At 72.4% G+C, this 13,808-nt stretch carries 9 protein-coding genes; 2 read left to right on the plus strand and 7 right to left on the minus strand.

The genetic code is table 11. From position 1 onward, the window contains the following. Nucleotides 1-21: 21 nt before the first annotated feature. Nucleotides 22-3,945, minus strand: a complete 3,924-nt coding sequence (locus WME76_RS21975) for a serine/threonine-protein kinase (RefSeq protein ID WP_437962034.1) — start codon at nucleotides 3,943-3,945, stop codon at nucleotides 22-24. A gap of 424 nt (nucleotides 3,946-4,369) precedes the next feature. On the opposite strand from WME76_RS21975, the gene WME76_RS21980 reads away from it, so the two are divergent. Continuing rightward, nucleotides 4,370-4,804 (plus strand): globin domain-containing protein, encoded by a 435-nt coding sequence (locus WME76_RS21980; RefSeq protein ID WP_437962035.1) that lies wholly within the window; start codon nucleotides 4,370-4,372, stop codon nucleotides 4,802-4,804. Nucleotides 4,805-4,838: 34 nt separating this feature from the next. Here the strand turns inward: WME76_RS21980 and WME76_RS21985 are convergent, their stop codons facing one another. The 5 genes from WME76_RS21985 to WME76_RS22005 all read right to left on the minus strand — a co-directional run bounded on the left by WME76_RS21985 (nucleotide 4,839) and on the right by WME76_RS22005 (nucleotide 11,892). Beyond that, entirely contained in the window at nucleotides 4,839-6,359 is a 1,521-nt protein-coding gene (locus WME76_RS21985; protein ID WP_437962036.1) for a sigma 54-interacting transcriptional regulator, read from the minus strand. A 241-nt stretch (nucleotides 6,360-6,600) separates the two neighbouring features. After that, on the minus strand, nucleotides 6,601-7,686 hold the full coding sequence (locus WME76_RS21990; protein ID WP_437962037.1) for a catalase family protein: 1,086 nt from the start codon (nucleotides 7,684-7,686) through the stop codon (nucleotides 6,601-6,603). 29 nt (nucleotides 7,687-7,715) lie between these two features. Further along, nucleotides 7,716-8,840 (minus strand): hypothetical protein, encoded by a 1,125-nt coding sequence (locus WME76_RS21995; RefSeq protein ID WP_437962038.1) that lies wholly within the window; start codon nucleotides 8,838-8,840, stop codon nucleotides 7,716-7,718. Between the two features lie 26 nt (nucleotides 8,841-8,866). Next, nucleotides 8,867-10,690 carry a hypothetical protein gene (locus WME76_RS22000; RefSeq protein WP_437962039.1) on the minus strand — a complete coding sequence of 608 codons (1,824 nt, stop codon included), beginning with the start codon at nucleotides 10,688-10,690 and terminating at the stop codon, nucleotides 8,867-8,869. 326 nt (nucleotides 10,691-11,016) lie between these two features. Next, nucleotides 11,017-11,892, minus strand: coding sequence for a helix-turn-helix domain-containing protein (locus WME76_RS22005; RefSeq protein ID WP_437962040.1), 876 nt, complete (start codon nucleotides 11,890-11,892; stop codon nucleotides 11,017-11,019). Between the two features lie 324 nt (nucleotides 11,893-12,216). Here WME76_RS22005 and WME76_RS22010 point away from each other — a divergent pair, with 324 nt between their 5' ends. After that, a complete protein-coding gene (locus WME76_RS22010) occupies nucleotides 12,217-13,215 on the plus strand; it encodes an SGNH/GDSL hydrolase family protein (RefSeq protein ID WP_437962041.1) in 999 nt (332 codons plus the stop codon). A 90-nt stretch (nucleotides 13,216-13,305) separates the two neighbouring features. On the opposite strand, the gene smpB is transcribed toward WME76_RS22010, so the two are convergent. Then, the gene (smpB, locus tag WME76_RS22015; RefSeq protein WP_437962042.1) at nucleotides 13,306-13,794 is read right to left on the minus strand and encodes an SsrA-binding protein SmpB; all 489 of its coding nucleotides are present in this window, start codon (nucleotides 13,792-13,794) and stop codon (nucleotides 13,306-13,308) included. Nucleotides 13,795-13,808: the final 14 nt, after the last annotated feature.

Consider the following 13,808-nt stretch of genomic DNA (forward strand, 5'->3'; position numbering starts at 1 on the left):
GAAGCGCCCGCTAACCGTTGCTTAACATCCCTCGCCGCCCGGCGGCCGCTCGACGTCGCGCCCGAGCCACGCGCGCGCCAGCTCTCTCACCCGCGCGCTCCCGTGCACCTGCTCGACGTAGCGGAGCCTCGCGGCCGCGTCGGGGATCTTGCGGGCGCGCGCCTCGACCGCGCGCAGCGCCTGCTCGATCGCGGCCCGCGCGCGCGCCGCGTCCCCGGCGGCGATGTGCGCCTCGCTGACCGCGAGGCGCAGCGGGATCTCGCTGTACCCGAGCGAGCCGCCGAGCGCCTCGAGGCAGCGGAGCCCCTCGTCCGAGGCCCGCCGGGCGGCCTCCACGCGCCCTTCCCGGAGCAGCACCTCGATGAGCGTCCGGTGGACGAGCGGCCGGTAAAACCGGTCTCGCTGCAGGATCGCGAGCGCCCGCTCGGCTTCTTCACGCGCCTCGGGGAGGCGGCCCCGCGCCATCAGGACCCGCGCCAGCGCGCCGTGCGCCGACCCCATCGTCGCTTCCATGGCGCCGATCTTGATGAGCTGGTTCGCCAGCTCCACGATCTCGTCCAGCTGCTCCGGCGCGCAGCACTCCGCGAGGAAGATCGTCAGCCAGACGCGGGCGCTGGAGAGCGCGAAGGCGTCGTTGATGCGCAGCGTGCGCTCCAGCGACTCGCGCAGCTTGCGCTCCGCCTCGGCGCACTCCCCGAGCTCGGCCATGGCCAGCGCGGTCGCGCTCGCCGCGAACTCGCGCCAGCGCCAGGGGCTCACCTGGGTGAACACCTCCTCCGCGCGCCGCGCGTCCTCGTACGCCTGCCAGGGGTCGTCCCCGAGCAGCCGCAGGAACGTGGAGCGGCTGAAGCGGAGCTGCGCGTGCGCGAGCTGCTCGCCCTCGGGGACGCGCGTCGCGAGCTGCTCCAGGCGCGCCAGGAGGCGCAGCGAGAGATCGCGCATGCCCCAGTGGCTGAGCGCCGTGATCGCCGTCGAGACGGGCATGCAGCACGCCGCCTCGCCCCCGGGCTCGGGCTCGCTGCTCATGATCGCGTTCACGAGCGACTCCAGCTCGCCCGCGAGGCCGAGGTGGCCCGTCATCACGACGAGCCGGCCCACCGCCCTGCTCCAGGCCACGCTGCCCCGCGGCAGCAGCGACAGGGCCTCCTTGCCGATCTCCAGGCCGACCTGCCAGTCCTCGCGCAGGAAGCAGACGTCGAGCTTCATCCCGAGGAACCGGCCCAGCACGTCGCCGCGCGGCCCGCAGCTCATGCCGCGCTCGACGCGCGCGAGCATCCCGCCGTAATCGTTGCTCCGGTACGACTGCTCGGCCGCGCGCAGGTAGTGGAGGGCGGCGCGCTCGAGCTCCCCGCCGAGGTGCGCGTGCTCGGCCAGCACCATGGGATCCGCCTCCCCCGCCTGCTCGAGGTGCGCCCCGGCGATGCGGTGGCCGACGACGCGGTCGTCCACCGCCAGCAGGCCGTACGCGGCGTCGCGCACGAGGGCGTGGCGAAACCGGTACTCGGTGTCCCCGGGGAACCGGCTGCTCCACTGCACCTCGACCATCTCGGAGCGGACCAGGCCGTCCATCCAGCGGTCCGCGCCGTCCCCGCCGGTCGACGCGCGCTCCTGGCCGAGCAGGGCGAGCACGCCGCTGCGCCAGAAGGTCTGCCCGAACACGCTCGCGCTGCAGAGCACCTTGCGCGCCCGCGGCTCGAGGCACGACAGCCTCGCCTGGAGCATCGCCAGCACCGTCGCGGGCTGCCCCTCGGTCTTGCCCTCGACGACCGCGCGGATCAGCTCCTCGAGGAACAGCGCGTTGCCGGCCGCCTGCTCGACGATGCGCGCCACCAGGCTGGCCGGGACCTCGGCGCCGAGCACCGCGGTGACCAGCCGCTCGGCCGCCTTCCGGGTCAGCCCGGCGAGCGGGATCCGCTGCACGACCCGCCCCTCCCACAGCTTCGGGAAGACGTCGTGCACCTCGCGGCGCGCGAACGCCAGCACGAAGAAGGGCCGCTCGCGCAGCTCGAGCAGGGCGGCGTCCACGAGGTTGACCGTGGCCGCGTCGCCCCAGTGCAGGTCCTCCAGCACCAGCAGGCAGGGCCGCGCCGCGGTCTCCGCGCGCAGCAGATCCAGGAAGGCGCGGCGGATCTGCTCGCTCATGATCCTGGGGTCGCCGCGCGCGGCGCGCAGCGAGGCGCTCGGCTGCTCGACCGCGACGCCGCACAGCGCCGCGATGAACTCGCTCACCCGCTCGGCGTCGGCCGGCGCGACGTGCCGGCCGACGCGCAGGCGGAGCTTGGCCTCCTGCGCCGCGGGAGGGTCCCCGACCTCGACGTCGCAGAGGCGGCGCAGCGCCTCGCCGAGCAGACCGTAGGGCGAGCCGGCGGTCATCGGCGCGCCGCTGCCGAACAGCAGCCCGACGCCGGGCGCCCGGGCGCCGAGGCGCCGGAGCAGCTCGTGCCGCAGGCGCGATTTGCCCATGCCGGGCGCCGCGATCACGATCGCGCCGGCCGGCATCGCCTCCTCGATGCACCCCTCGATCGCGCCGATCAGCATCGAGAGCTCCTGCTCGCGGCCGACGCAGGGCGTCGGCCGGCCGAGCAGCGGGCGCGACTCGTCGACGCTCGCGCGCTCGCTCCGCAGCACGAGCTGCCCGCCCATCGTCGTGACGAGGAAGCGCGACTCGAGCAGCCTCGAGCTCAGCTCGTCCAGCCAGATCCCCGGCGCGATCGCCGCGTAGGAGGGCTCGGCGTCGGCCGTCAGCGTCGGCTCCGCCCCGACGCGCAGGAGCGCCACCGCGCGATCGATGGCCTCACCGGCGGGGACCCCGCCCTGGAGCAGCCCGCGGCCGGTGGTCAGCGCGATGCGGGCCTCGGGCCAGATCTGCTGCACCTCCAGGGCGCAGCGGGCGGCCGCCGACACCTGATCGAGCGCGCTGCTCGACGGCGGCACGGCCACGACCAGCGAGCCGTCGGCCAGCCACTCGGCGCGGCCGCCGATGCGCGCGAGCCGGAATCGCAAGGCGTCGCGCGTCGGGCGGGCCCACGTCTGCGCCGAGGCGGGCGGCAGCGTCTCCCGGGGGTCGCCGGCGGACCGCATCGCGAGGACGACGCTGAGGAGCTGCATCGCCTCGCCGGTGATCGCCCGGGGGGTGGGCGGCGACGCGAGCGAGGGCGCCGGCGCCTCGTCGTCCCAGGCCGGCAGCGTCAGGGCGGCGAGCTGCTCGCGGAGCGCCGCGGCGTCGGGCGGGCGCCGGAGCGGGTCCTTGTCCAGCATCCGCGCGAGCAGGTCGGCCAGCGCGGGCGGCGTGTCGGGGCGGAGCAGGGCGACCGAGGGGACGTCGTCGAACAGGATCTTCGCGAGCACGCCCACCAGATCCCGGCCGCCGAACAGGTGCTTGCCGGTCAGGCATTCGTAGACGACGCACCCGAGGGCGAAGATGTCGGTGCTGGGCGCGAGGTCGCGGTCGCCGCGCGCCTGCTCCGGCGCCATGTAGCCCGGGGTCCCGACGAAGCGCCCGGTCCGCGTGAGCGTCATGCCGGCGACCGCGTAGCGCGCGATGCCGAAATCGAGCAGCGCGACGCCGTCGACGCGCTCGTCGCGCAGGAACAGGTTGCCCGGCTTGATGTCGCGGTGAACCAGGCCCCGCGCGTGGGCGACGGCGAGCGCGTCCGCGACCTTCGTCAGCAGCGTCACGCACTCGGAGAGGCGCAGCGGCCCGCGGTCGAGGCGCTCGCCGAGGTCCTTGCCCGACAGCCACTCCATCGCGAGGAAAGGCCGGCCGTCCTGGGCCTTCCCGTGCGCCAGGTACTCGACGATGCCGGGGTGCTTGAGGTCGGAGAGGAACCGCGCCTCCCGCAGGAAACGCTCGGTCTCCTCCGCGCGCTCGGCGTCGGCGTGCAGCAGCTTGAGGGCCACCGGCGCGCCGGTGGTCATGTCCCGGGCGCGAAACACCTCGCCCATGCCGCCCTTCCTGGCCAGCGCTTCGATCAGGAACCGACCCGCAACCAGAGAACCTTCGAGGAACGACACGAATCGAGCCCTCCACCAGCGGCCACACCGGGCGTGCGGCATGAGCGCCCCGTGCGCGAGCGAGGATACCAACTGGCCAGCCGAGCGGATCGCTTTTTGCTTTGTTGCTCGAGCGGCGCCGCGCTGCGGCGATGGGCGCGTGGGTGGACAACGCTGCGTTCAGGTGTGCTGCTGGAGGCGTGCGCGCACAGGCCTCCGGCGTGCGCGCACGGCGCGGCGTGCGCCGCGGGGACGGGCGCGGCGCGCTCCGCCGGGATGGGCGCGGCGCGCGCCCCGGAGACGGGCGCGGCGCGCGGCATGAACGATGCCTGGCCGCGGGCGCGATGCTCACACCGTGACGGAGGAGCGGTCTCTCATGTCATCCCAGGATGCCGAGTTGCTGCGCGACAGCTTCGAGCTCGTCGTGCAGCGTGATCACGAGTTCCCTCGCCTCTTCTATCGGGTCCTGTTCGAGCGGCACCCGCAGGCGAGGCCGCTCTTCAGGCGCAACAGCCCCGGGGCCCAGGGCACGATGTTCGAGCGGACGCTCATGGCGGTGCTCGACCATTACGAGGACGACGCCTGGCTCTCGGAGAAGCTCGCGCCGCTCGGCGCGCAGCACGTGGCCTACGGCGTGACCCCGGAGATGTACGACTGGGTCGGCGAGGCGCTCGTCGCGGCGCTCCGCGAGGTGAGCGCCGCGGACTGGACCGAGGCGCACCGCGCCGCGTGGACCAGGGCGTACGGCGTCATCGTCGCCCGGATGCGCGCGGGCGAGCGCGCTCCGGCGCAGGCCGCGCGCGGCGCGTGAGCCGCGCGCGGCGAGCTCGGCGGCGCGCGCCGGCTCAGCCCTCGCTCACCTCTTCGTCCGGCCCGGCGATGCCGTGGCGCTTCATGAGCCGGTAGAGGGCGAAGCGGTTCTTCAGCCCCAGCGAGCGCGCCGCGCTTGTCACGCTGCCCTGGGACTCCACGAGCGCGGCCTCGATCTCGGCGCGCCCGAGCGGGGGGCCAGAGTCGGACACCTGAGGCGGGTTGGACTTGCCGGGCTCCGACCTGGCGCCGGCCCGGGGATCCGTTTTGGGGTCGGTCACCTCCGGGCGGAGCGCCGCGCGGACCTCGGGCGTGAGGGCGAGGAAGCTGTCCGGGCTCGACTTGAGGGCGATCCACATGAGCCGCTGCAGCTCGCGCAGGTGGTGCGTGTAGGCGTGGCGGAGGAGCGCCTCGACGAGCGCCGGCGCGATCCGCGGCTCGGCGAGCCGGTCGCCACGGCGCTCGAAGAAGCGATCGGTCAGCTCCGGGCTCTCGCGCGCGGCGGCGGCGAGCAGGTGCCGCAGCAGCAGCGGGATGTCCTCGCGGCGATCGGGGAGCCCGGGGACGCTCACGCTGATCAGGAAGCGGGCGGAGAAGTCGTGCTTCAGCGCCTCGGCCGGGCGGTTCGTCGCCGCGATGACGCGCAGATCCGAGCGGCGCACGCGCGGCTCGCCGAGCCGCTGGTACTCGCCGTCCCGGTCGAGCACCCGCAGCAGGTGGGCCTGCAGGTGCGCCGGCAGCTCGCCGATCTCGTCGAGGAAGAGGGTGCCGCCGTCCGCCTCGCCGATGAGCCCGGGGCGCTCGGGGCTGCCGGCGTTGGGGTAGCCCCTGGCCGTCCCGAACAGCTCGGCGTCGACCAGGCCCTCCGGGAAGGTCGCGGCGTTGCGCGCGACGAACACGCCCGCGCGCCGGCGGGAGAGCGCGTGGATGGCGCGGGCGGCGAGCTCCTTCCCGGCGCCGCTCTCGCCGCGCACGAGCACGTGGTTGCCGGACTGCGCCGCGAACGCGAGGCTGCCGCGCAGCGCCCACACGGTCGGGCTCTCTCCGACGATCCCGTGGGCGTCGGCGTCGCCGAACGAGAACCGCGGCGCCTCGCGGAGCGACTGGATCACCTCGAGGCTCCACCGCCGCCGCACGACGAGCAGCACCAGGGCGTTCTGCAGCGTGAGCGTGTCGCCGGGCTTGAGGAGGCCCTGCGTCGCGGGCAGGCCGTTGATGAGGAGCGGGCAGCGCCCGACCGATCGGACCGCGAGCAGCCCGTCCTGGGTGGGCTCGAGCTCGAGCTGGAGGCGCGAGATCCGCGGCCCCTCGAGCGGCGGCATCGCGGCCCACCCCATCGGGCGCTGCCGGTGGAACGTGAGGCGCGGCGCGCCGTCCTGCGATTGCGGCCCGCCGCGGCCGAGGACGCACCGCCCCTCGACGAGCGCCGCCTCCCCGAGGCGGCTCGGCTCCTCGCGCGACCAGGCGACGACCAGATGAAAGAGCTCCGGGGGCGGCTCCAGGTCGTTCCGGCCCCACAGGGCGCTGGGCTCGGTCAAGGTCGTGGAGGACGTCACGGATGAAAATTCCGGAACGTGAGTTTATCACGGTGCGGTGGCACCGACATCGGTAACGTTCCGGGGCGTCGCGTCAGCGCGCGCCGTACGACGCGGCGTGTGACGCGGGCAGCCGCTGCGCGCCGGTCCTGAGCGGCCCTCGAGCGCGGGCTGGGATGCTGGATGACGATCTCACGCGCGTCGAGGCCGCGCCGGACGCGCGCTCCTCACGCGCGTCGAGGCCGCGCCGGACGCGCGCTCCTCACGCGCCCCCGGGCCGCGCCGGGTGCTCGCTCGACGGCGAGCGCCCGCGCCACGGGCGGAGCGCCCTCGGCTCCTCGCGGCGAACGCCGTTCCTCTCGTGGCGGAGCTTCGATATCGCCTCGTAGACCGCGCGCCGGGCGCGGTTCAGTCCGCCGAGCGGCCGGTGCGCCGGCAGGGCGTGCCAGGGCGTGAACGAGAGGTTCTCCTCGAACTCGGCCCGTCCCGGCTGGTCGAGCCGCTGCGCCGGGATCACCATCGTCGCGACCTTGCGGAACGGCGCCACGTCCTCGCTCCAGCGGATCGTCGGGTCCTCGATGGGCGTCCGCGTCGGGTGCGTCTGGAGCTGCACGAGGAAGTCGAACATCCAGTCCCCCCGCTCGAGCTGCCGCGCCACGGCCTGCTTGAGCGCGTCGTCGCCCGGCTCGACCTCGACCCGGGGCGCGCCGCAGGGCCGCGGGACCACGGAGAACTTCATCGCCCGCTCCCCCAGCCGGAACGGCGTCTGGCTCCAGTAGCGGGCGTGCAAGGGGTTCTTCACCGGCTTGCGCATGACGCAGAGGTAATTCATCAGCTCGCGCAGCCGGAGGCGGGGCGGGCTGCACGAGAAGAAGAACGAGAGGGGCTTGCGCGCGCGCGTGGCGGTCATGAGCTCGGCGTAGTCCGCCACGTTCCGCGCGAAGAACACGTCCGTGTTCGCCATCAGGAAATCCTGCGTCGTCGCGTCCTTCTCGCCGTCGAGGATCTTCTCCCCCGGGACGTCGAGCAGCTTGATCGCCATGCAGCGGGAGTCGCGCTGCATGTCCGACTGGACGCGCGAGGAGGTCGACGAGAAGCGGACCCACGCCGGGTAGACGCGCGGCTCCCGGAAGACGCCTCGCCGGAGCTCGTCGGGCAGGTCGTCATCGATGATGAAATGGGCCCTCACGCAGCCGTTCGACTTCGGGTGCACGCCGCGGAGCGCCGGCGACGCGCCCGCCGGATACGCTCGCTCGTAGCTGCGCTTCATGTCCTCGGTGAGCCGTCGAATGCAGTCTTCCTCGCCGGGCGGCGGGCACTCCTCGTGGAGATCGAGCGTCGTGTTCATGACCAGGATCCTCTCTGTCGTTGGGAGTCTCAGGACGGCCTCGCGACGGCGCGCTCGCGCGCGGGGAGCGCCAGGGCGCCGCTCGCGGGCCTCGCGCCGGACGCGCTCTCCTGCCGCTTGCGGTGCTGCACCTCATTGCGCATCTGGATGAGCCGCGAGAAGGTGGTGACCCAGAAGGGCGCGCCCAGCGAGAGCATCCCGCACGAGAACGCGAGCCCGGCCAGCCAGAACAGCGTGTCGCGCGCGAGCTGGAGCGCCGTCGGCGAGGCCGCGGCGCTGTCGCCGCGGTACGCGCAGAACCGCGCCACGATCCAGCTCTCCTGCCAGCCGATGCCGAGGTTCGCCTCGTCGAGGACGGTCGCCGCCTTCTGCATCTCGAGCCGGAAATCCTCGAGCGTCGCGTCGCGGAGCTCGTCCGGCGCGCGCTGCGGGCGCTCGCCCAGGCGGGCGGCGGTGGTCGTCACGGTGTCCTCCTGCGCGATGATCTGCGCGCGCGAGGCGCCGTTCTCGTGGAGCCGGGCGAGCACCCGGAAGCCGTCGAAGTTGAAGAGGAGGACAACCATCATCGAGACGAGGAGGGTGAGCTGCCGCGCGCGCTGCTTGAACGTCTGGGACGCCGTCCCTTCGAGGGTGGGAAACCAGCGGCGCACGTAGGCGGAGAACTGATCGAGCGTCGCGTAGCGCTTCGTCTCGACGGCGCCGCCCTGGCCGCAGCTCACCCAGCGGCCGGGCAGCAGGCGTTCACGCCCCTCCGCGTCGACCGCCACCGACGCGCCGGCGGCGATGGAGATCAGATCGTCGGCGTCGATGTACTCGACGAGGAGCGCGAGCCGCGCGGGGTCCGATCCGGCCACGAGCTTCGCGCTGCGCGCGTGCAGGACCGGATCTGCGAGCACCTCGTGCACGAAGCGCATCTCGCAGGACTCGTCCCCGGAGAGCGCGTCCGGCGCCGGGCGCCCGGTCACGGGGTCGACGACCTCGGGGTCCCTGTGGAACGTGCGGAACCCGTGGATCAGCGATCGCAGCATGTGAATGAGGACGCAGGACCGGTAACGCCCGACGTTGATGATCACCTGCACGACCGCGCTCACGAACAGGCTCGCGGTGAGCATGATCAGCGCGAACGCGAGCGCGGTTTCCAGGAGGGGGATCATGGCTGTGCTCCTTTGGTCCGGTTCGTTCAAAGGGTCTTGAGGTAGTCGACGAGGGCCTCACGGTCTCCCGGCGGGAGGCCGGTGCCGTACGTGTGCCCCGCGTTGCTGTTGCCCGGGATCGGGTCTTCGTTGGCGTCGACGGTGCGGTAGAGGAAGAGCGCGCGCTCTCCCTCCATCGGCTCGGTCGACAGCCAGCCGACGTTCTGCTCGTCGAAGCGCCGGCTGCCCCGGTAGAACTGCCTCGGCCGGAACGCCTGCGCCTCCTCCGCATCGAGCTCGCCGGGCGGCGCGGGCGGCTTGAGCAGGTCGCCCAGCGTGGGCACCGATCCGTTGTGGAGGTAGGGAGCGCGCGCCCAGATCCCGTCGAGCGGGCCGGCGAGGTACTCGCCCGCCGCCTTGACCGGGCGGAACGCGTCCTTCTCCCAGAGGTGCCGCCGCTCGCCGAACGCGTTGAGCGCGTCGGCGGCCGGCTTCATGAACGCCTTGGAGCGCTCCGGATCGGTCCCGACGTCGACGCGCGCCATGTAACGGCTGCCCGTGACCTGCGCGACCGTCCGCGTCTGCCGGTCGTAGAGCCCGTGGCACGAGGCGCAGTGCGCGACGAAGAGCGCGCGGCCGCGCGCGACCCGCTCGGGCGGGGGCGCCGTGAACGGGTATTCCGGCGCCGGGAGGTCCCGCTCGAGCCAGCGCCCGATCGCGTCGACGTTCTCCTTGTGGAGCGACAGCGCGACGGCGCCGACGCCGATGGCCGAGCCGCGGTTGCGGGCCATGGAGCTCATGGTGTTGCCGTCGACGTGGTGCCAGGGGCGAACCTCCGCGCGCTGGTTCCACAGCGAGGGGAAGTCGATCTGGGCTGCGGTCCCGTCGTCGGGCGCGCCGAGGACCTCGAACTTGACCGCGTTGAAGGGGTCGATTCGCCCCGGGCCGTTGTCGGCCCGGAGGTCCATCCAGGCGCTGACCGCCGCGCGACCCCGCTGCTTCAGCTCGGCGAGGATGACCCGGTAGACGAGCTGCTCGCGGACGGTGAGCGGAGGGGCCTCTTCCTCGTCGAGCGCGGCGTTGATCTCGTCGATGAGCCGCTCGCCGGTCATGCGCTCGTCCAGGAAGGCGCGCGAGAAGAAGCGCTTGAATCCCTGGAGGTCGGCGGTGTGGTTCGGCATCCCGTCGACGTAGGCGACCTCGCCGTCCGCTCTCAGGTACTCGCCGCGGTGGCACCCCGAGCAGTTGATGGCGACGCGCTTCAGCGCGAAGCTGGTGCGCAGCAGCGGGACGTGCAGGGTCGAGTCGGCGAGGAAGAGCCCGCGGCCCACCGGGCGCGACGTGTAATAGGTGCTGTCGTCGTCGCCGAAGCCGAAGCGCTCGTAGCCTCCCCCCTTGAACTCCTCCTCGAAGATCTTCGGCATGACGCGGAAGATCCAGTAAGGGACTCCCCCGCCGAACTCGGTGCCCGTGGCGCCGTACCGGAAGCACCACGCGAGGTCCTCCTTGCAGTCGCGCTTCCTGCCGGGCACGGGCCGCTCCGCGGGGATGGCTCCTTCCGAGGGGAGATGGAGATCGACCGTGACGGTCGATGCGAGATGGCGAGGTCGGAAGACAAGAACGGTGAGCAGCGCAACAAAGGTGATGAGGGGGATGCAGAAGGCGGCGTGGCTCGTGCCGAGCCAGCCGGCGGCGCCGAGGGTGATTCGCCGGAGCCAGGCGCCGCCCTTGCCGGAGCTCCGGGGGGCGACCTCGAGCTCTCCCGGCTGCGGGGGCGCGGTATCGATCACGGTGCGGGACACCCGGTCGTAATGCCGGAGGGTCCGCGGAGACATGCTGCTCGGAACCATGCGATCATCGTCGTTGGGCATCGCGGAGCTCTCCTTGGCGGCGCGGGCGAGCCTGGCGTCAGTCCTGCGGGACCGCGCCGGGCCGGTACGCCTCGGCCAGCAGGGGGCGTGGGGGCAGCGGGTTGCACCACGCCGCGGGTCAACCTCGCCCCAAGCACGGGGTGGGCCACGGTGTGCCGGGGCGAAATACCCGAGTTTTCTGAGGAAACTGGCGGTGCGGGCGCGTGCGTGCGTGCACGCACGCACGCGCCCGCACGCTCCGTGGAGGCCCAGTCCACGGCCGGACGGCGCCGCCCTCCTCCGTCGGCCCGCGCTCACGGCCTGCGCCAGCGCAGGCCGGCCGGCGTTCACTTCTTTCGATACGCGCCGGGCGTCGTCCCCGTACGTCGCTTGAACACCGTCGTGAGATGCCCCTGGTTGGAGAAGCCACAGGCCAGGGCGATCTCGGCGATGGACAGCCGCTCGTCCCGGAGCATGGTCATCGCCCTCTCGATGCGGCGTGAGAGTACGTACTGATAGGGACTCTGGTGGAAGGCGTGCTTGAACAGGCGCGAGAAATGGTCCGGCGAGTAGCCGACCAGCGCCGCCAGGTCGACGAGCCCGAAGTTCGAGGAGAGCTCGCAGTCCACGAACCTCTCGATCTGGGTGCGCTGGCTGGCCGAGAGGCTCGCGGTGCGCAGCGAGATCTCCGCCTTGGCCCCCGCTCCGTAACGAGCCGTGACGTAGGAGGCCAGCGCCAGGGAGAGCGACTGCACGTAGACGGCACCAAGGTACTCCTGCCCCACGGCCTGCGCCTGCAGGCGATGGACCAGGTCGACCACGTGGGCGTCGACCAGACCAAACTGCGGGCCACGCTCCGGGACCAGAACGGCGGACGGGGACGAACAGAGGGCCAACATGGATGCTTCGGGAAAGTTCACCGACGTACACACCGACGGCCGCCCTCGCCAATCGATGCGCTGAAGCCTGGTCTTCCGCGGCAAGAGGTCCATCATGCCCGAGAGCCGCTCGAACGAGTGCTCACGAACCTCTCCTGAAGTCGGCTCCACGAAGCGAATGTCGATCTGCGCGGGGCCTCCCGCCCAGACCAGGACCGCATCCGACTCGTTGGAGAGGCTCTCGAGCCGGCCGCTCTCGGGCACGTGCCCGATCCGGAGAGGCAGCCCCACCCAGTCCGATCCGGTGAGAGCCAGCCCGTACTTCGAAGAAAACTCCGCGGTCATGCTCGGGGTCGCCCCACACCATCGTCGACGTCGAGGAACAAGGGGTCAAGCCTTTCTTGCACGAATCTTGCACTGAGCCTGCCCCGGGCCGCACCTCTGCTCGATTGCATCGAGCGGATCCACTCCGCGCGTCGGGATCCTGAAAACCTACGCCGGGAACTTGAACGACGGATCCGCGGGCGCCGCGTACCGTTTCCCCACTTCCTCGCAGAGGTCGTGCGGGCTGCGTGACATGGAGCCGAGCGCCCGCCGGACGTCTGTTCGAGACACAAAATTTCACCCTATCGGCCAGCCATGACCGGGAGCTCTGCACCCATGTTGCCCTTGACCTCTTCGCGCCTCGTCCGCCGTGTTGCATCTGGCACCTTCGCCCGCGGGATTCCTTTCGCGAGCGTTCTCCTGGTAGGTGCCCTGGCCTGCTCCAGCGCTCCTGATGGCTCGACCGATGGCTCCGGTGGGTCCGGGGGGGCGTCTTCCGGCGGCGCTCCGACGAGCGGCAGTGGGGCCTCGGAAGGCGCCTCGACCACGGGTGGACCGGGCAGCACGACGGGAACCGTCGGCTCGGGTGGGCAGGCGCCCACGGGAGCCACCACGGGGAGCGGGGCAACGGGCACCGGCGGGGAGGGCGCCGGTGGAGACCCCTCCGGGGGCACGACGTCCAGCAGCTCCGGCGGGAGTGGGGGTTCTCCCGCGACAGGGTTCCAGCCGTGCCCGGAGACGGGCCCCTGCAAGGTCCTGCCCCTCGGGGACTCGATCACCTTCGGTCTCGGCTTCGATGGCGGCTATCGGGTCGAGCTCTTCCGCCTGGCCCGGGCAGACGGCCACGAGATCACCTTCACGGGCACGCAGGCGATGAACGGCCCCGCGATGGTCGATGGCGCGCCGTTCCCCCGCAATCACGAGGGGATCAGCGGAGAGACCATCCAGCAGATCGCCAATCGGGTGCCGACCCCGGCGCTCCGAGACATGCCGCACATCGTGCTGCTCCATGCGGGCACCAATGACATGGTGCGGGAGGCCAACGGCGCCAACACCCGCCTCGGCGCTCTCCTGGACGAGCTGATCGCCGAGGCGCCCGACGCGCTGATCGTGGTGAGCAACATCATCCCTCTGCCGTTCGCCACAGCCTCGGTCGACGCGTACAACGCCACCATCCCCGGGCTGGTCGAGGAGCGCGCCAGCGCGGGCGCGCACATCATCTTCGCCGATCAGTTCACGGGGTTCCCCACGTCCGAGCTCGGCGACCAGGTCCACCCCAATCAGGCGGGTTACGCCCGGATGGCGGGCGTCTGGTACGACGCGATCGCCGACTACCTGAGGTGAGCCGGCCCGGGGCCGGAGCTCCACGGTCAGGGGTGGGGTCCGGCCTGCGCTCCACGCCCGAGCTGGGTATCTGCGAGCCCGCCCGGCGCGTCACGCGCGTCCGTACCGTCGCTGTCCGTGCACCACCACGGCGCGCGCCTCGCGCTCGGCGTCTTGCGCCCTGATGGCCTCGCGCTTGTCGTAGATCTTCTTCCCCCTCGCCAGCGCGATCTCGACCTTGGCCAGACCGCTCTTGAAGTAGAGCCGGGTGGCGACGGCGGTCATCCCCTCGCGGGCGATCGACAGCTCGATGCGCTGGATCTCGCGCCGGTGAAGGAGGAGCTTGCGCGCGCCCTTCGGCAGGTGGCCGAAGGCCGCACCGGCCATCTCGGCGATGCTCACGCCTTGCAAGAACACCTCGCCCCGAGAGACCGTGCAGAACGAGTCGGTCAGGTCGGCCTTGCCGGCGCGGAGCATCTTCACCTCGCTGCCCTTGAGGACGATCCCCGCCTCGAACCGGTCGCCGAGATCGTAATTGAAGCTCGCGCGCTTGTTGCGCGCGATGAGCGTCTCGCCCGGCCTGGCCTTCTCCTTCGGCACGAGGGGGATCTTAC

This window comes from Sorangium sp. So ce119 (assembly GCF_051524405.1).
Taxonomy (GTDB): domain Bacteria; phylum Myxococcota_A; class Polyangia; order Polyangiales; family Polyangiaceae; genus Sorangium; species Sorangium cellulosum_G.

Coding starts and splice junctions, on each gene's coding strand:
- WME76_RS21975 (WP_437962034.1), bottom strand. CDS start 3,945: ATGGGCGAGGTGTTTCGCGCCCGGGACATGACCACCGGCGCGCCGGTG.
- WME76_RS21980 (WP_437962035.1), top strand. CDS start 4,370: ATGTCATCCCAGGATGCCGAGTTGCTGCGCGACAGCTTCGAGCTCGTC.
- WME76_RS21990 (WP_437962037.1), bottom strand. CDS start 7,686: ATGAACACGACGCTCGATCTCCACGAGGAGTGCCCGCCGCCCGGCGAG.
- WME76_RS21995 (WP_437962038.1), bottom strand. CDS start 8,840: ATGATCCCCCTCCTGGAAACCGCGCTCGCGTTCGCGCTGATCATGCTC.
- WME76_RS22000 (WP_437962039.1), bottom strand. CDS start 10,690: ATGCCCAACGACGATGATCGCATGGTTCCGAGCAGCATGTCTCCGCGG.
- WME76_RS22005 (WP_437962040.1), bottom strand. CDS start 11,892: ATGACCGCGGAGTTTTCTTCGAAGTACGGGCTGGCTCTCACCGGATCG.